This window comes from Pseudomonas sp. Irchel s3f7, from assembly GCF_900187615.1.
Lineage (GTDB): Bacteria > Pseudomonadota > Gammaproteobacteria > Pseudomonadales > Pseudomonadaceae > Aquipseudomonas.
In genome coordinates, this window is record NZ_FYDO01000021.1 from 38,105 (window position 1) to 55,898 (window position 17,794).

General features: G+C 57.8%; 19 protein-coding genes and 2 pseudogenes. 11 read left to right on the forward strand and 10 right to left on the reverse strand.

The genetic code is table 11. The features are described from left to right. The first annotated feature begins 177 nt into the window (after positions 1–177). The 8 genes from CKW19_RS18585 (at position 178) to xdhB (ending at position 8,850) form a co-directional block, all read left to right on the forward strand. Positions 178–768, forward strand: a complete 591-nt coding sequence (locus tag CKW19_RS18585) for a cysteine hydrolase family protein (RefSeq protein WP_095059188.1) — start codon at positions 178–180, stop codon at positions 766–768. A 131-nt stretch (positions 769–899) separates the two neighbouring features. Next, positions 900–1,220, forward strand: a complete 321-nt coding sequence (locus tag CKW19_RS18590; RefSeq protein WP_095059189.1) for a hypothetical protein — start codon at positions 900–902, stop codon at positions 1,218–1,220. Between the two features lie 88 nt (positions 1,221–1,308). Next, the gene (locus CKW19_RS18595; protein ID WP_095059191.1) at positions 1,309–1,866 is read left to right on the forward strand and encodes a Smr/MutS family protein; all 558 of its coding nucleotides are present in this window, start codon (positions 1,309–1,311) and stop codon (positions 1,864–1,866) included. Between the two features lie 258 nt (positions 1,867–2,124). Further along, positions 2,125–2,403 (forward strand): hypothetical protein, encoded by a 279-nt coding sequence (locus CKW19_RS18600; protein ID WP_095059192.1) that lies wholly within the window; start codon positions 2,125–2,127, stop codon positions 2,401–2,403. 369 nt (positions 2,404–2,772) lie between these two features. Further along, the gene (locus CKW19_RS18605; protein WP_095059194.1) at positions 2,773–2,982 is read left to right on the forward strand and encodes a hypothetical protein; all 210 of its coding nucleotides are present in this window, start codon (positions 2,773–2,775) and stop codon (positions 2,980–2,982) included. Between the two features lie 406 nt (positions 2,983–3,388). After that, positions 3,389–4,858 carry a nucleobase:cation symporter-2 family protein gene (locus CKW19_RS18610; protein ID WP_095059196.1) on the forward strand — a complete coding sequence of 490 codons (1,470 nt, stop codon included), beginning with the start codon at positions 3,389–3,391 and terminating at the stop codon, positions 4,856–4,858. Positions 4,859–5,020: 162 nt separating this feature from the next. Beyond that, positions 5,021–6,529, forward strand: a complete 1,509-nt coding sequence (gene xdhA / locus CKW19_RS18615; protein ID WP_095059197.1) for a xanthine dehydrogenase small subunit — start codon at positions 5,021–5,023, stop codon at positions 6,527–6,529. Then, a complete protein-coding gene (gene xdhB / locus CKW19_RS18620) occupies positions 6,526–8,850 on the forward strand; it encodes a xanthine dehydrogenase molybdopterin binding subunit (protein WP_095059199.1) in 2,325 nt (774 codons plus the stop codon). The genes xdhA and xdhB overlap by 4 nt, the downstream gene beginning before the upstream one ends. Positions 8,851–8,893: 43 nt before the next feature. On the opposite strand, the pseudogene CKW19_RS28535 reads toward xdhB, so the two are convergent. After that, positions 8,894–8,974: pseudogene (locus CKW19_RS28535) on the reverse strand (DNA adenine methylase); the annotation flags it as partial. 324 nt (positions 8,975–9,298) lie between these two features. Between CKW19_RS28535 and CKW19_RS18625 the strand changes: the two are divergent. From CKW19_RS18625 to CKW19_RS18635, 3 genes are all read left to right on the forward strand, one after another. Beyond that, complete coding sequence (locus CKW19_RS18625; protein WP_095059201.1) at positions 9,299–9,685, forward strand: helix-turn-helix domain-containing protein; 387 nt, start codon at positions 9,299–9,301, stop codon at positions 9,683–9,685. Then, positions 9,663–10,151 carry an ImmA/IrrE family metallo-endopeptidase gene (locus CKW19_RS18630; protein WP_177408831.1) on the forward strand — a complete coding sequence of 163 codons (489 nt, stop codon included), beginning with the start codon at positions 9,663–9,665 and terminating at the stop codon, positions 10,149–10,151. The genes CKW19_RS18625 and CKW19_RS18630 overlap by 23 nt, the downstream gene beginning before the upstream one ends. 423 nt (positions 10,152–10,574) lie before the next feature. Next, positions 10,575–10,808 carry a hypothetical protein gene (locus CKW19_RS18635; protein ID WP_095059204.1) on the forward strand — a complete coding sequence of 78 codons (234 nt, stop codon included), beginning with the start codon at positions 10,575–10,577 and terminating at the stop codon, positions 10,806–10,808. Between the two features lies 1 nt (position 10,809). On the opposite strand, the pseudogene CKW19_RS29145 reads toward CKW19_RS18635, so the two are convergent. From CKW19_RS29145 to CKW19_RS18680, 9 genes and pseudogenes are all read right to left on the reverse strand, one after another. Beyond that, a pseudogene (locus CKW19_RS29145) lies at positions 10,810–10,917 on the reverse strand (lysis protein); the annotation flags it as partial. Between the two features lie 57 nt (positions 10,918–10,974). Continuing rightward, the gene (locus tag CKW19_RS18645) at positions 10,975–11,769 is read right to left on the reverse strand and encodes a DNA adenine methylase (protein WP_095059206.1); all 795 of its coding nucleotides are present in this window, start codon (positions 11,767–11,769) and stop codon (positions 10,975–10,977) included. A 202-nt stretch (positions 11,770–11,971) separates the two neighbouring features. Further along, positions 11,972–13,006: a phage late control D family protein gene (locus CKW19_RS18650; protein WP_095059208.1), complete on the reverse strand. Its 1,035-nt coding sequence runs from the start codon at positions 13,004–13,006 to the stop codon at positions 11,972–11,974. A 52-nt stretch (positions 13,007–13,058) separates the two neighbouring features. Then, the gene (locus CKW19_RS18655) at positions 13,059–13,265 is read right to left on the reverse strand and encodes a tail protein X (RefSeq protein WP_095059210.1); all 207 of its coding nucleotides are present in this window, start codon (positions 13,263–13,265) and stop codon (positions 13,059–13,061) included. Beyond that, entirely contained in the window at positions 13,240–14,097 is an 858-nt protein-coding gene (locus tag CKW19_RS18660; protein WP_095059211.1) for a phage tail protein, read from the reverse strand. Before CKW19_RS18660 ends, CKW19_RS18655 begins: the two co-directional genes overlap by 26 nt. A 9-nt stretch (positions 14,098–14,106) precedes the next feature. Continuing rightward, complete coding sequence (locus CKW19_RS18665) at positions 14,107–16,455, reverse strand: phage tail tape measure protein (RefSeq protein ID WP_095059213.1); 2,349 nt, start codon at positions 16,453–16,455, stop codon at positions 14,107–14,109. 142 nt (positions 16,456–16,597) lie between these two features. Next, complete coding sequence (locus CKW19_RS18670; RefSeq protein ID WP_095059215.1) at positions 16,598–16,906, reverse strand: phage tail assembly protein; 309 nt, start codon at positions 16,904–16,906, stop codon at positions 16,598–16,600. An 11-nt stretch (positions 16,907–16,917) separates the two neighbouring features. Next, a complete protein-coding gene (locus CKW19_RS18675) occupies positions 16,918–17,421 on the reverse strand; it encodes a phage major tail tube protein (protein WP_095059216.1) in 504 nt (167 codons plus the stop codon). Further along, complete coding sequence (locus CKW19_RS18680) at positions 17,418–17,786, reverse strand: phage tail sheath C-terminal domain-containing protein (RefSeq protein ID WP_095059218.1); 369 nt, start codon at positions 17,784–17,786, stop codon at positions 17,418–17,420. The genes CKW19_RS18675 and CKW19_RS18680 overlap by 4 nt, the downstream gene beginning before the upstream one ends. Positions 17,787–17,794 lie beyond the last annotated feature (8 nt).

A 17,794-nucleotide genomic window follows, 5' to 3' on the forward strand; every position in this document is an offset into this window, starting at 1 on the left:
ACGAGAAACGCCGGTGCGAATGTAGGACTAATCTCTTTTTTCAGGTTGGTATTGAACAAAACGCAGCACTTGACAAGGCTGCACGCCAATAACGACGGTGCTTACGATGGTAGCGATTCACAGAAGCGCTCAGCCAGAGGAGAATGTCGCAAAAGCCCCACTCGAAGGAGCCCCAGAATGTCTGTTCCAAAAACGATGTTTCAACTCAGCGGCCGCGGTTACGCAGCAGCCAACCTGAGCCACGCTACCCTCCTCATCATCGATGCCCAGAAAGAATACCTGAGCGGCCCCCTGGCCCTGAGCGGTATGGATGAAGCGGTTGCGAACATCAAGCAATTGCTCACCGCAGCCCGCGCTGCCGGCCGTCCCATCGTGCACATACGCCACCTCGGCACGCTCGGCGGCATGTTCAACCCGCAAGGCGTCGGCGGTGAGTTCATTGCAGGCCTGGAGCCTGAGGGCGATGAAACCGTCATCGGCAAACTGCTGCCGAGCGCGTTCCATGGCACCGAACTGGCCAAGCGCCTGGAAGACCTGGGTGCCCTTGACCTGATCGTCTGCGGTTTCATGAGCCATTCGAGTGTCAGCACGACGGTGCGTGCGGCGAAAAACCTGGGTTTCCGCTGCACCCTGGTGGAAGACGCCTGCGCCACTCGCGACCTGCCTTACAAGGGCGGCATCCTGAGTGCCGAGCACGTTCACCAGACTGAGATGGCGATCATGGCGGACAACTTCGCCACCCTCGCACCGACCTGCGAGTTGATCTGAACACCGCTCAATGAGCGGTCTACACCACCGCTCATCTGCAAAAACCTCTCATTCGCCGTAATTGTCATAGCCTCAGGAACATCCCGGTCATCTCCCGGTCGAAGGGCCGATACCCATTGAGGAAGGTCGGAATGAAGTTATCCGATGGTTTTGACGCTCGCCGCTTACGGCCCAAAGGCCAAAGAAACTGGCGTTTTCGAATCGCTGCGACGTTCGCGGCGTTGCTGGCGATGTGCGGTGTGCTGCTCACTATGGCCGGCATTGCCAGCCTGTTGGGCCAGGTTCCAGGCCTGGGCGAGCTGAACAGCAACCGTGCCGGTGCGGCGGCAGTTCTGGCGATCGGCCTGGTTGTCCTGTACATCGGCGTCTGGCTGTGGCGCCGTTGCCGTCGCCGCGCGCGACAGTCGCTGGGCTTGAACATGTCTCCGCACCTGATGAAAAAACACGACTGAAACCTGGGTCGCAGTCGAACATCACGCGTTTTGTCGCGCCCGACTCGCTCCGAGTTGGGTAAACTGGCCGCCCTTCGCGGAGGCTGACATGCAAGACGACGATTTTTCCCTGTTCAAAAGCGCGATCCAAGGCGTCAAGCCGATCAAGCACGATCGCGCCGAAACCGGTAAACCCAAAGCTGACCGTGCGCAGATCGCCAAGCTACGCCAGGCGGCCACCGTGCGCACCGATGCCACCACCGTTGACGGGCTGTCCGATCAGTTTGTCATCGACGTCGGCCCTGAAGACGAGCTGATGTGGGCACGTGACGGCGTGCAGGAAAGCCAGATGCGCAAGCTCAAGATCGGACAGATTCCGTTCGAAGGCAGCCTCGACTTGCACGGCATGAACGTGGAAAAGGCCCGGGAAACCCTCTGGGCGTTCCTCGCCGAAGCCACCAAATTCGAAATTCGCTGCGTGCGCGTCACCCACGGTAAAGCCGTGCGTCTGGACGGCAAGCGCCCGATGATCAAAAGCCACGTCAACACGTGGCTGCGTCAGCATCCGCAGGTGCTCGGTTTCACCTCGTGCCAGGCTAAACATGGCGGTGCCGGTGCGGTTTATGTGATGCTCAAACGAACCATGATGGAAGGTCGCGACGAGTAAACCTGATGCGCCACGCTTGCAGCGCCGTGTCCGCCACCGTACCCTTGCCCTTTGCGTAAAATCCCACAGGTAGTTTCATGTCCCTGGAACAGAATTACACGGCGATTCTAAAGGGGTAAGGCAAAGTACTAAGGGCCAATGAAACCGGGCACTTCCTTACTTTGGAATACCCGGTTTTAACCTACTTTACACGGTCAGTGGTACAAAAATTGGTACGGACTTCCGATCGCCATCGGGTGATTTAACGTTGAGGCAAATATGGATATTGAAAAGCTGTCGCTCCTGCTAAAACCTTGGTTACGTGTGGACACTTGGCATACTGGTCATCCGATGGACGACCAGCGTTTCCACCGTGCGTTGAAAGCGGCATTTGATGACCTTGGCGTACAAATAAGCTCGGACGACTTTCGGAAAGCAATCGCCGCATGCTTGAAAGATCACCGCCCAGGGGACGTAGGGGCATTCGAAAGCGATATCGAAGAGTTCGCGCAACGTGGTGAGGATATCGCCGGTTATCTGTTCGACCTGAAGTCTTAAGTATTCGCAGTTGGGGGCGTTTCTGGGCACATATTGAATTGCCGGATACGGGACATCCTTCGCTAGGTCAAGCTCCTATCGTCAGTCGCTCAATGACGAGCGAATGACTACTATCAAAGCGAACTTCCTCCCCTAGCACCCCATGCTTGCCGTGGCGCTAAAAAGCTTTTAAGAACAGCACTTTACGTGAGCGCCCACTGCAATCGACGCTCTACGTGGTTCAGCTTGGTTTCACCTTTCCCCGCAAAAGTCCCTACAGGCTTTCACGCTGATAGTCCTGCCGTCCCTCGGCGTCCTGCCGACCGAACACAATCCCTTCGTGCACCACTTTTCCAGATGCTACGCTCACGCCTCCACGGAGGAGTTGCTATGCCAAATTCAGACCTGCTCCCTTCCCTGCTGTTCAAGATCAACGAAAACCAACTTGCGCTCGAAGCCGCGATCATGGAGCTGACGCTTTGGGTTGAGCAAAGAGGATCAGCGGAGGTAGCCGACAACGTTCGCGGCGCCCTGCAAACGATCGACAAGAACGAAGAATTTATCAAAATGAGCCTCGCTGTACTCATGGCGCCGGAGTGAGCCCGTAAGCATCAGGCGTGCTGCGGACCAGCAAAATACGCACCGCGTGCTGTTCGACTCAGGCGCATCTCCCCTCTTCGCCCGAAGCCCTTCGCCAATCACTTTTCCAGCCTCTATCTAGCGGCCTATGAAGTGTGATCGAACACCAGGCAAGGTCCCTTTCCACTAAAAATATGCCTATTCATCCCAGCACTAGTCGCACACACGCCCAAAAATCATGCAAGAGCAGAACAAGCGCGGGACAAGCCATTTTGGTCGACTGACAGTAGTTTTCGGCGGCCCCTGAGTACAACCAAATGACCGACCACGCCATTAAATTGTGTCTTTTTGTATACATTTTTATAGACAATTACCAAACACCCTGCATACAGTGTGGACATAACAAAAATCAGGGAGCCCCCCACTCATGAAAACGCCCCATGTTTCCCACCAACGTCCCGAGGATAAAAACCTTGGGATCGGCGCGAATATGGCTTATGGCCTGCAACATGTTCTGACCATGTATGGCGGCATCGTCGCGGTGCCATTGATCATTGGTCAGGCAGCCGGGCTATCGCCGGCGGACATCGGTTTGTTGATTGCTGCTTCATTGTTTGCAGGGGGGCTGGCGACGTTACTCCAGACCCTTGGTTTACCGTTTTTCGGTTGTCAGTTGCCGCTGGTACAGGGCGTGTCGTTCTCCGGCGTCGCGACCATGGTGGCGATTGTCAGCAGTGGCGGGGAAGGCGGATTTCAGTCGATTCTCGGGGCGGTGATTGCCGCATCGTTGATTGGCTTGTTGATCACGCCAGTGTTCTCGCGCATTACCAAGTTCTTCCCGCCGCTGGTCACGGGCATTGTGATCACCACCATCGGCCTGACTCTGATGCCCGTGGCTGCACGCTGGGCCATGGGCGGCAATAGCCACGCTCCAGACTTCGGCAGTATGCAGAACATTGGCTTGGCGGCTGTGACGCTGATGCTGGTGCTGCTGCTGAGCAAGATAGGCAGCGCGAGCATCTCCCGATTATCGATTCTGCTGGCAATGGTCATCGGCACGATCATCGCGGTGTTCCTTGGCATGGCGGACTTCTCGTCTGTCACTCAAGGTCCGATGTTCGGCTTCCCGACGCCGTTCCATTTCGGTATGCCGACCTTCCACTTCGCCGCCATCCTGTCGATGTGCATCGTGGTCATGGTGACGCTGGTGGAAACCTCGGCGGACATCCTCGCCGTCGGTGAAATCATCGGCACCAAAGTCGACTCCAAACGGCTGGGCAACGGCCTGCGCGCCGACATGCTGTCGAGCATGATTGCGCCGATCTTCGGCTCGTTCACCCAAAGCGCCTTCGCCCAGAACGTCGGGCTGGTGGCGGTGACCGGAATTAAGAGCCGCTTTGTGGTCGCCACGGGCGGTTTGTTTCTGGTGATCCTCGGCTTGCTGCCCTTCATGGGCCGGGTCATCGCGGCGGTACCGACGTCTGTCCTCGGCGGCGCCGGTATTGTGCTGTTCGGCACCGTAGCGGCCAGTGGCATTCGTACGCTGTCCAAGGTTGACTACCGCAACAACGTCAACCTGATCATCGTCGCCACCTCCATCGGTTTCGGCATGATCCCTATCGCCGCACCGAACTTCTACGACCAATTCCCAAGCTGGTTCGCGACGATTTTCCACTCGGGCATCAGCTCGTCGGCGATCATGGCCATCGCGTTGAACCTGACCTTCAACCACCTCACGGCCGGTAACTCCGAGGATCAGTCAGTATTTGCGGCAGGTACCGAGCGGGTGCTGCGCTATAAGGATCTGACGGCGTTGCGCGAAGGCGATTACTTTAGCGATGGCAAGCTGCATGGCCGCGACGGCAAGGAAATTCCGGTAGTCGAGTTGGAACACTAATCTGGCCAAGTCTGGCTTGGACGCACAGCACGCTGGTGATGTATTCGGCATGCATCATCGTGCCGCTGACTCTCAGCGCCGCACGGCAACGCCCCGAAGACCAGTTAACCCTGATTATCAATGCAGACTTATTTGCTAGCGTTTGACCTTGAGGAAACCTTCATGCAAAACACCCAATATGATAACTCCCCCAGGCAGGGGGTTATCCAATTCGTGCTCAACGGTGAAGTGGAATCGCTTGAGCATGTCGACACCACTCGCAGCCTGCTCAATCACTTGCGTGAAGATCGCTGCCTCACCGGCACCAAAGAAGGTTGTGCCGAAGGAGACTGTGGCGCCTGCACGGTCGTAGTGGGTGAATTGTTGGACGGTGAACTGCAGATGCGCACAGTAAACGCCTGCATCCAGTTCATGCCCACACTGGACGGCAAGGCAGTGTTTACCGTTGAGCACCTGCGCCAGGATGCAGAGACGTTACACCCAGTGCAGCAAGCAATGGTCGATTGTCATGGATCGCAGTGTGGGTTTTGTACGCCCGGGTTCGTCATGTCCCTGTGGAGTCTTTATCTTGAACATGAGCAATGTGGCGAGCGTCCGGGGCGAGAGAGTATACGTTCGACGTTGACCGGTAACCTGTGCCGTTGCACCGGTTACCGACCGATCCTGGATGCCGGTGAGCAAATGTTCGACTTGGTGCCTGTAAAGTTCGAACGCGAGGCCTTGCAATCGAAGCTGGAGGCGCTGAAGCGCAACGAGACGCTCGTTTACGAACATCAGGGCCGACGTTTTTTTGCTCCGTGCAATTTGCAAGAATTGGTCAGGCTTCGTGCCGAATACCCCGGCGCGCTCCTGTTGGCGGGGTGTACCGATATTGGCTTGTGGACGACCAAGCAGTTTCGCGATATCGGTGACATCATTTTCATCGGCAAGGTGACAGAGCTGAAGCGAATCGAGCGCGACCAGCAGTTTTTACGCATTGGTTCCGGTGTATCGCTGACCGACAGCTTTGGCGCAATCGTCGCGCTCTATCCGCAACTCAAGGAGCTCTGGGAACGTTTCGCTTCCAAGCCTATCCGCAATGCTGGCACCTTGGGCGGCAACGTCGCCAATGGCTCGCCCATCGGCGATTCGATGCCGGCGCTGGTTGCGTTGGGAGCCAGAGTGGTTATGCATAGCACTGCCGGAAGTCGGACCATTGCACTTGAGGATTTGTACACTGGCTATATGCAGAAAGACATGCACGCCGACGAACTTGTTGAAGCACTCTTGATTCCACTGCCCGAAGCGGGCTGGCAGATGCGTACTTACAAATTGTCCAAGCGTTTTGACTCGGACATTTCGGCTGTCTGTGCGGCATTTTCCGTTCGTCTCGACGCAGGGCATGTCGTTGATTGTCGTGTGGCATACGGCGGTATGGCAGCAACGGTCAAAAGAGCCAGCCATTGTGAGAAACATCTGATCGGTAAGCCCTGGACCGAGGATACGCTGGAACAAGCCCAAGTCACGCTTGATGAGGATTACCAGCCTCTCACTGATATGCGTGCCAGCGCACAATACCGGCAGCAGTGCGCGAAGAACCTGCTCTATCGCTTCTATCTTGAAACCCGCCTGCATCAGCCATTGCCCACGGAAAGTATTCGGGTCTTTGATGTGCCCCAGGAGCAACCATGAACAAGCCTGCCAGCCTACCTAATGAACAATTGAAACAAGGCGCCGCCGGACGCTCCTTTACTCATGAGTCAGCTCATCTGCATGTCACCGGCGAAGCGACTTACATCGACGACATCCCAGAGTTGCAGGGCACACTGTATGCAGCACTGGGCTTGAGCCAGCAGGCCCATGCACGAATTTTGTCGATGGATTTGAGTGATGTGCTTGCAGCGCCGGGTGTGATCGCCGTCTTGACTGCAGATGATATCCCGGGAGCCAACGACTGCGGCCCCATCGTCCACGACGATCCAATACTTGCCGATGGTCTGGTGCAGTACATCGGCCAGCCAATCTTTACCGTCATCGCCGATACCTATCACGCCGCACGCCGTGCGGCTCGACTGGGCAAGATAGAGTACGAGGCGTTACCCGCAATACTGACCCCTGAGGAAGCGAAGCAACAGGGCGCCTTCCTGTTCCCGCCGCTGCACCTGCGCCGTGGCGAAGCCGAACAAGCGATAGGAGGTGCAAGGCACACACTCAAGGGCGAATTCTCCATCGGTGGCCAAGAGCAGTTTTACCTGGAGGGGCAAATATCCTATGCCATGCCCAAAGAAGACAACGGCATGCATGTGCTGTGCTCCACTCAGCACCCGACGGAGATGCAAAACCTGATTTCCCACTGCCTGAATCTGCCAAAACATCAGGTTAAAGTGGAGATTCGTCGCATGGGCGGGGCATTCGGCGGCAAGGAGTCGCAATCCGGTCTTTTTGCCTGCGTGGCTGCTTTGGCCGCCGCGCGGCTGAAGCGCCCGGTCAAGGTGCGCTTGGACCGTGACGACGACATGTTGATCACCGGTAAGCGTCACTGTTTCAACTACGAATACGAGGCAGGTTTCGAGTCCGACGGTTTGATTCGAGGTGTGACTGTAGAGATGTGCTCGCGGGGAGGTTTTTCGACTGACTTGTCCGGCCCAGTGGCGACCCGCGCCTTGTGCCACTTTGACAATGCCTACTTCCTCAGTGACGTGGACATTCGATCCATGGCAGGCAAAACCAACACTCAGTCCAACACCGCCTTTCGGGGGTTTGGCGGTCCGCAGGGTGCAATTGCCATCGAGTACATCATCGATGACATCGCTCGTGAACTGGGTTTAGACCCGCTGGACGTTCGCAAGCGCAACTTCTATGGCAAGCTCGAGCGCAACGTTACCCCCTACGGCATGACGGTGGAAGACAACGTCATCCACGAGTTGGTGGCTGAGTTGGAGCAAACAAGTGACTACCGGGCTCGGCGCGAGGCTGTCCTGGCCTTCAATCGAGACAATGAAGTTCTCAAAAAAGGCCTTGCCCTGACGCCGCTCAAATTCGGCATCTCTTTCAACGTCGTCCACTTCAATCAGGCCGGAGCTCTGGTTCATATCTACACGGACGGCTCGGTGCTTGTGAATCATGGCGGCACAGAGATGGGGCAAGGCCTCAATACCAAGATCGCCCAGATTGTCGCCAATGAGTTGGGTATCGATCTGAGTTGGGTGCGCTCCACCGCAACGGACACCAGCAAGGTGCCCAACACCTCAGCCACTGCAGCCTCAAGCGGCACTGACCTGAATGGCAAGGCCGCCCAGGATGCTGCGCGCCAAATCAAAGTCCGCTTGTCACAGATGTTGGTGGATCGATTCGGCGGCACGCTCGATGACGTGGGCTATTCCAACAATCAGGCGAGCTTGAATGAGCATCGGCTCAGTTGGCCTGACCTGGTGAGAACGGCGTATGAGAGTCGCGTACAGCTCTGGTCCGATGGTTTCTACGCCACCCCTAAATTGAACTGGGACCGAGAGACACTAAAAGGCAGACCGTTCTTCTACTTCAGCTATGGCGCTGCCGTCTCCGAGGTGCAAATCGACAGCCTGACCGGTGAGTGGAAGTTACTGCGCGTAGACCTGCTGCATGACGCTGGCAAATCCATCAATCCGGCGCTCGATATTGGCCAGGTGGAAGGTGCCTTCATCCAGGCCATGGGCTGGCTCACGATGGAGGAACTGTGGTGGAACAAAGCCGGGAAACTAATGACCCATGCGCCTTCGACCTACAAGATCCCGGCGGTCAATGATTGCCCTGATGACTTTCGCGTCAACCTATTCAACAACTGCAACGCCGAGGACACCATTTTCCGCTCGAAGGCTGTAGGCGAGCCGCCTATGCTACTGGCTTTCTCGGTGTTCTTTGCGCTTCGCGACGCGATTGCCAGTGTGGCGCAGTACAAACTGAACCCGCCATTGAACGGCCCTGCGACCAGCGAGCGAATCCTGCAGGCGATCACCGCAATTCGAGGCAAATAGCTGTAACGACCTGCAATCGAAAACCCGTCGATCTGCAATCCAACGCGGCCGAGAGGTTTTCCTCAATCCGCAGCAGGTTGATCGACGGGGTGGTGGTCGCGGTACCGAAGGTCTGCCCGGCAAGACCTTACTGTATGACGTCAACACGGGGATGCACGGGGGATCAGCCTTTGAAATCAAGGGCTGAATCCCAGCGATTCCCCGCCCTGCCCCATACCCCCCCCGAAAAATTGGCCCAGCCATCTACGGCGTTCTGTCGACCGAACACGATCCCTATCGGCAACTCAACCACACCAAGACACCACTCAATTGGCAGCAGGATCACCCAAAAAAGGTCATCAATCCCAACGCTTGATTTCAAGCATTCAAGTATTCTAGTTGAATGCTTGACGGAGCCGGACCCGTCAGGCTTAATGGGGTCAAGTTTCAACAGGATAGGGAGAGGGCAATGTCACTTTCAAAATTCGGAGTCGCAGTGAGGGAGTTCCGGCGCTCTCTGCAGCTTACGCTCAGCTCAATGGCGGCAGCTTTAGATACATCGCCGGCTTTTCTGAGCGCTATGGAGACGGGCCGAAGCAAAATACCGATGGAGTGGGTCGACAAAATCTCAAGCTACTTCGAAGCGGCCGGACTTCACGTCAACCGTTCCAAGCTCAAAGCTAGTGCATGCGAGGACAACGAAAGCGTGTCTCTAGTAGGTCTTCCCGCACACCACAGAATGTTGATTGCAGGATTTGCTAATTCCGATTTAAACCAAGAACAGCTTGCGAAGCTGGGGCGCTTGCTAAGCGAAATCCACGGGGATGCAGATAATGACGAGCGGAAACCTAGCTGAATTTACACTGCGCGGGCACCGAGTGCCCGCAATTGACCGAACTGAAATAGACTACATTTCCGGTCGAATCTGCAAAATTTTGAAAGCTACGAAACACTCATTTTCCCCCTCAAAAATAGGCATGTTCTTAAACAGCCTAGAGGAAAACGGTATCAATATTGACATCGTTGATGACGAAGAGTGGATTGACGTAGCGAGAGCAACGGTCGACCCGTCTACAGGTTTTATATATATGCCTTACAGCCTATATAAAAATTTGAACAGGTCAGAACCTGAAGCGCTGAGAATATTTTTGCATGAACTGGGCCATATTTTTCTGTGTCACAGGCCGCTATTGCACTTCTCAGACAAAATCGCTTTACAGATAGAAGACTCAGAGTGGCAGGCAGATACCTTCGCTGACTGTGTAATCGATCGGCTGAAGTTACCTAGGCAGGGCAGACAGCTTGAATTTAAAAACTTCTAACTAATCACGCCGCAAACGTGATTAGCCAGAAGCTGGTGGTAGACCGCAAATCTACCAGGGAAGTTCTCCACTCGCTTTCCGCAACCGCAGACAGCTAGCAGATTCGTGCCTTCAACAGCTGCGTATCCTAGCTTCGTTCTTCGGATCTGTCCACAGAAGGTGAGTAGTGGCCACCCCATAAAGAGGTGAGTCTCATGACTTATACCGACGAACGGGGCACGTTCATCCTGCGTTGGAGTCGCCGCCTAAAAAACGGTCTTATCCAGCGCGCGGTAGGCAAGCCCTTCAAAATCTACATCAAAGACTGATGTAGGCTTTAGCCCTGACCAGCGATGGTTGGGGCTTTTCATTTTGCATCAGTAGAAACTCAAAATAGCTTGATCCAGTTTAGACAGCTTATTGTCATTCCAAGGAGGTTCAGAGATGCAGATCGATCCAGAGCTATACAGGCAGATTAGGGAGACCATTGATAACTTCCCTCCATACCCAGACTTAGACGCCCTCGTTGCTAACGGTGACCTTCTAAAAACTCGAGGCGGGTACAACGTATTAACCGAGGTGGGAATGGCAGCAATCAGCAAATACGTTATCGGTGCAACGATCAGCAGCAAAGGCAAGCCTGCCGTTTTCAAGCTCTCTCGCCGTAGGAAAAAGTAGATCAGCGCGCTATCACCCGCACATAAGCCCGACATACCGCCAGTGCGATCAATCCTTCGTCACCGGTGCTGGTGATGGCGACAATTCGTTGAGCATGCGCTGGGTCAATTTGGGAACCTATGGTTCTGTGCCACCAAGGTTGAACCCACAATCAAATGCCTCTCCTTCAAAAGAGGCCACCCAATGCCGCCGGCTCCCAGTTCATGATTATCAGCTCGCCACTCACCTCGGCCTTGCCCTGCCGCTGGTTAGTCGTGGTGTAGCGGATATCCAGCCTCTCAAAGTGAAAGCCCTCAAATACCCGGCGGATGTCCGGGTGGTCATTGATGCTGACCATCACCCTGCCCTTGCAGCGGCGCATGAAGTCGGCCATTCGCTCGTAGTTTTCAAACGGAAAATCCACCCCATACCCGGCGGTCTGCCAGTACGGCGGGTCCATGTAGTGGAAGGTGTGGGCACGGTCATAGCGTTCGGCACAGTCGAGCCAGGGTAAATTTTCCACGTAGGTGCCCGACAGGCGTTGCCAGGCGGCCGAGAGGTTTTCTTCGATGCGCAGCAGGTTGATGGCCGGACCTGTGGTGGCGGTACCGAAGGTCTGCCCGGTGACCTTGCCGGCAAAGGCATGGTGCTGCAGGTAGAAAAAGCGGGCGGCGCGCTGGATGTCGGTGAGGGTTTCCGGGCGGGTCATCTTCTGCCACTCGAACACCTGGCGCGAGCTGAGCGCCCACTTGAACTGGCGCACAAACTCTTCCAGGTGGTTCTGCACCACGCGGTACAGCGTCACCAGGTCGCCGTTGATGTCATTGAGCACTTCCACCGGCGCAGCCTGGGGCCGCATGAAGTACAGCGCGGCGCCGCCGGCAAAGACTTCGACGTAGCATTCGTGCGGAGGGAACAGCGGAATAAGGCGATCGGCCAGGCGGCGTTTGCCGCCCATCCAAGGGATGATAGGGGTAGACATAGTTAGCAAGACCTTTACTGTATAAATAAACAGGTGCTAGGCTCGCTCCGCTTTGTGCACAGAGCAGGAGCCTTGGCGGGACTTGCAGGGACAATCTGCGGGGACGGTGGCCAGGCGGGATGTTGACGCATCCAGACTGGCCGCTCCTTTTACTTTGAGATTAAAGTTTCTTTGCCCGGGCACGACTCTCGCGCCCGGGTAATCAATCGGTCAGTTCGAGCACGACTTTCTCAGGCTTCCCTGACGCCTTGGCCTTGCCCTCCTTACCGCCGTTGCACTCCACCGACACCGTCCACCCGGACGGGGTGTAGGTGTGATCCACCGATTCCACCAGGTACTCGCCATCGAGCCCACGCTTGAAGCCCTGCGCCTCGATCATGCTTTCGGCAAACAGGTCAGTTCGTCCGGGCAGATCAAGGCGCACCGAAGCAGTCGAACGATTGAACGCCGCCAGGCGGGCCTTCGCCGCTTCGTCGGCCGCGCTTTTGTCCGGGTAGAGATGGCGATCGGTGTGCACCGGCGGCAGGCCCTCGGGCACGTTGGGATTGTCCAGGTGCGAGACCAACAATTCGCCGCTGTCCGAGTCCTGGTACTGGGTGCTGACCCCTTGATGCGCACTGCGGTCGCTCAAGCGAAACTGCCAACGGGTCACGTCATTGCGTTGCAAGGTGATTACACCCAAGGCCTTGCCACTGGCGCTTTGCCTGCCCTGTCGCGGCAGCACCAACAGCTTGCCGTCGGCCACCTTGGCCGTGCAGTCATGCTTCTTGGCCACGCGGGTGATGAAGTTGAAGTCCGACTCATTGAGCTGATCCATGCGCGGCACGCGGGTGTCGACCGGACACGATGGCTGCCAGCCATTGCGCGCCGCCACGTCACCGACGATTTGCGCCAGGCTGACGTCCTCCCAACTGCCGCTGCGGGTGGTTTTGCCGCTGCCGCGCATGTCGCTGGCCTTGCCGCTGATCACCAGGGTGTCCGGTGGACCGGAGACCGCGACCTCGTCCACGGTGTAACGGCCCATGCGCGTCAGGTCGGCGCCGGCATACCCCAGATAGACCTCGATGCTTGCGCCACGGACCGGCAGCGACACCGCCCCATCACGGTCATCAATGCGCAGTTCGAACGTATCCGATTCCATGCCCGGCCGGTCGGCCAGTTGCAGCGAGACCAGCCGATCATTGATCAAGGCGGTGATGTCGGCGCCGTCGGCGGCGATACGAAAAAGCGGTTGCATAGTGGTATCCCAGACAAGAAAAAGCCCGCACTGGGCGGGCCGGGTAACGGGGTCAGTCCCACAGTGAAATCACACTGTCGGTTTCGATCACCAGCTCCGGCAGCGTGATCAGCAGGCCGGCCCGGAACGGTTGCGGCTCATCGGCCAAGCCCTGATTGGCGGCCAATACCGCCTCGACGCTGCGGTTCAAGTGGCCGTAATAGTGGTGGCAGAGGGTGTCGAGCAGATCCCCGTCAGCTGTTCTGCAAGTCATCGCCATAACGGACAAACTCCAATGAAAAGCCCTGTTTGCGCGGGATTGCCCCGGGCAGCAAGGCGCTTTGCTCCTCGTCGATAGAGGTCAGGCACCAGTTGCCCAGCACCTCGCCGTACCCGGTGGTCAGGTTCAGCGGCAGCAACTTGGCGCCGATGCTGCGCAGCGTATCCAGTTGCTTCAAGCCGCCTTTGTAGCTCGGGTAGATCGCGCCCTTGATGGTGATTTTCTCCTCGCCCAGACCCACCGCCTGTTGCGCCGGCCGCCGGGTCAGGCGTTCCTGCGCCGCCCAGCGAAACGTGGTCTGCCGCCGCAGCTCGTCAAACGCCGCCGTGTCCAGGTTGAAGTAATACGGCCGTTCATTGGCTTTCAGCGGATAGAGAATCAGCAGGTGCGGAAACGGCTTCACCGCGTCCGGGATCGGCGTCATGTCGCCGGCAAACCATTCGGTGGGGAAGATGTTGCCCAACGCGGCATTGGCCTTGCCGGCCACCTTGTTGAACGCCGCGCCAAAGCGGGCGATCTGTTCGGTCAGCGCGGAAAAGTGCTGCTCGAACTGCGCCAGGGATCGTTGAGTCTGGTTATAGAAACTGGCGACCTTGCCGATCTTGGCCTGCGCCGAGTTGATCGCACTCTGCAGGCGGCGGGTCTTGTCACTGAGGTCTTCGCTGATAAAGGGCAAACCTTCCAACGCATCCGCCGCACCGCCGATTTCGTTGAGCGCGCCATTCATGGGCCCCGTCATCGACTCCAGGTCAGTGCGTCCGGCCTCGCCGGCATCGACCATGTACTTCAGTCCGCCCTGCAGGTGCTCCAGGTAGGATTTTTCATCCGACATAGTATTTCCTCAACCCACATGGGGCGCATCAAACAATTGGCGGGCACGCGCGTCTCGGGCGAAGTCTTCAAACTGGCGCTGCAGGTGTGGCATCAACGCTTGGGCCAACTGCGCCGGGTCTTTCACATCGCCCTGCACGGTAATGACCGGGGCCGGGGCGAAAGTGAATTGCTGATCGACCTTCGGCCATTCGGGCGCCTTTACCGCCGAGCTTGCCATCAATGCCGCCGCCGTCACCGGCGCGGCGGGGGCGTTTTCCATCGAGCGCACGACAGCGCCAACACCTTGGCCAGCGGGCATGGGCAAGATGCCGATCGGCGCTTTGGCAGGCGTGTCCGGCCCGCCAAACAACGCCTTGCCCATGGTCGCGCCTAACTTTCCACCGCCCCACGCCCCGACCATGCCGCCGATAATCCCGCCAATGGCGGTACCGATCACGGGAACGATCGAGCCTAAAGCCGCACCAACTGCCGCGCCACCGAGCACGCCTCCCACGAGCCCGCCCGCTGCCTCGCCGTAGCCTTCGGCCTTTTCATCGCGGGTGGTGGCGTTGAGGTAAGTGTCCACCACCTGGAAGCCGGCATCGGCCACCGCCAGCGTCCCGCCCACTTTCATGCCGCGGGACATCCGATTGGCAGGGCCTTTGCCCTTTCCGCCCTTCCCTTCTTTGCGGTGATCCAGCCCGTCGTCATCGCCGTCATTCGCGTTGGTCACGAACACCCGCTGCACGATGTTGGACTTGCCGCCCGCCGAACCGCGCGCGATGTTGGCCAGGCCCCGGCCGATTTTCAGCGCGGCCCAGGCCTTGCCCGCCAGTAACGCGCCGGCACTCACTGCTGCCAGACCCAGCACGACTTTGGGTGTTTCCTCGGACAAGGCGGTCAAGCCACGCGCGGCTGCGCCAATCCCGCTGGCCAGCGCATCCGTCGCCGGACGCAGAGCATCCCCGATGGCCCGCAGCGAATCGTTGAACGCCTGACCGGTTTCGGCCCAGCGTTGCGACGAGCTCTCGCGACGTTCGTTCAGGTTCTTGTCGAGAATGCCCTTGCGCTCGCCGTTGGGGTCCGAGGCGCTTTTTTTTAGGTTTGCGTAGATTTTTTTGTTCTGGGTGTACGCCATCAGGGCCGTCTTGACCTGCATGTCGGCAAACAGATCGCCGGTACGCAACGTGGCGGCTAAGGCATCGGCCATCGCCTGCGCCTTGGCCGGGTCCGTTTCCTGGTCGATCTGGGTCAGCCCCTGATCCAGCTGCTTGGCCTTTTTCGGATCGGTCTTTTCCACATACCGGCGTGCCAGTTCGAAGCTGGCTTCGAAGGTCGACATGCCCTTGCCAATGGCGGCATTCATCGAGCCCTGATAATCAATCCCGGCATCGGCATAGCCTTTGACGGTTTCCTCCGAGCCGATTTTCGCGATCCAGTTTTTCAGGTTGTTCGCCGCCTCATCCGCACTGCCGGCGCTCTTTATCTGCACCTGCAGCATGGCCCCGAGTTGTGTCACCGCGTCCTGGCCGGTGATGCCGCTGCTGGCCATTTGGGCCAACAGTTCCGGAAACCACTTGGCCATGTCGGCGGCTTCGAAGCTGCCCTGTTGGCCCAGCAAGGCGACCGACGCCAAGGCCTGTTCCATCTTCTGTGGATCGGTGATCTTGGCGTTGTTCTGCATCGCCAGAATCATCCTCGCGGTGTCGGTGCCCGAAGCGCCCTGCCCGACCGCAAACTTGGCGGCCACCGGTGCGTACTTCAGCGCCTCGGATAACGCCATGCCGCCACCGACCAGCTGGTTCACCAGGTCAGCCACCTGGGTGTTGGCCATGCCGGTGTCTTTTGAGGTCTGGACGATGTCGCGGGCGGTGTCCACTTCCTGCTGGGTATTGGCGGTACCGGACTTGATCGCGATGTCGCGAATGATCGCCTGAAAGTCCGCACTGATTTTGGTCGGCACGGCCGCCAGGGTGGTACCGGCCACCGCGGTGCCGAATCCGCTGCGCAGGCTTTCCTTCCCGTCCTGCACCTGCCCCATGCCTTTGGCCTTGAACTCGGCGCTGCGCACCACCTTGCCCAGCGCCAGGTACTCCTGACGCAGGCGCCCGACTTCAACCCCCTGCTTTTTCAGGCTACTGTTATTGGCTTCCAGCTTCTTCAGCAAGGCGCCGGCATTGGCCGCCCCGCTGTCGTGGGCTTTTTTCCACTCATCGCGCAGACGCATGGTCTCGCCGATGACTTTCTGCAAACCCTTGGCGCGCATGGTTTGCGCCTCGAGCTTTTTCATTTCGCCGCTGACGTTCTTGAAGGCGGCACCGAGCGAAGAGTCGACGGCACCGCCAATCACCAGCCCGAGCGAGAGTTTGTTCGCCATGGAGGTTACCTGTGGGAGCGGGGATTAGGCTCAGTCCGTGAGCCACCAGACCATCTCGGAAAACGACAGGCCCTGAATCTCGGCCGCCGAAAAATTCAGCTCGGCAGCCAAGCGTTTGGCCAGGGCCTTTTGCAGCCGGGGGTTAAACCCCGTCGTCTGCTCCCAGACGAAAATAGGCGGTCTGCAGACGACGGTAATCACGCATCAGCAGCCCCTCCAGATCGCCACGACCGATGCTCGCCAGGCTGCAGAATAAGACCATCTCCTGCTCTTCTTCATTACTCCCACCCTGCAAAGTGGCGGCGCGCATTTCACGCACCGTCGGTTCACGCAGAGTCAGCTTGTCGACCTGAATGCCGTTGGCCTGGCTCGCTTTGGATAAGATGACGGTGGCAATGCCATCGCCCAGTTGCAGCCACTTGGGCAGGACGTTGTCTTTTGTATTGCTCATGGTGTGGCTCCTTACATGCCCAGTGCAGAGCGCACGGCGGCCAGTTGATCGACGCCGTCGACGACGCGGATCGAGTTGAGAGGATCGATTTCAAACATCACGCTGCCGTCGATTTCCAGCTTGTAATAGGTCACCGCGACGGCGTACTTGAACTCGCCTTTTTCGCCTGGTTTCCAGTCGCCCGGATCGACTTCCTTGAGGCTGCCGCGCAGGGTGACGATCACCGCTTTGACCAAACCTTTCTGGCCCTTGAAGGCCCCGCGGAATGAGGCGTTGAACCCGGTCAGGTCGGACTGACCGAAGAACTTCAGCACCTCGCGACGCACGCCGTTGGTGAGGAAGCCGGCCTCCAGCTTTTCCATACCCATGTCGAGTTCCACGGCCGCGTCCATGCCGCCGGCGCGGTACTCGTCGGTCTTGAGGGTCAGCTTGGGCAGGGTCAGGCTCGGCACATCGCCTTGCAGGCTGATACCGTCCACAAACAGGTTGGTGTTGTAGAGCACTTCAGGAATCATTGGTCAGCCCCTTCAGGTGATAGCACTACCGGGATCCAGTGATTGATCACCTCCACGCGGTAGATGGACTCTTCGTCCGACAGCAGGTCGGTGAAACGGATGTTCCAGAACGCCTTGCCATCGCGGAGTGCACAGGCGGTGTTCAATTCTTCGTCGGCATACACCTCGACATTGATGCTCGCGACCTGGCTGTTCAGGTCGCAAGTGAACGCCTGCAGGCCTGCGGTCACGTCCTTGACGTAGGTTTCGGTTATGGCGCGGTCGACCGTCCATTTGTGCGCATGGAGGATGGCGTCCTTGACGATCTCCAGCAGGCGCGCCTGGGTGCAGTCGTCGGTCTTGAGGGTCACTTTGGGCAGAATCATAAAGCGGC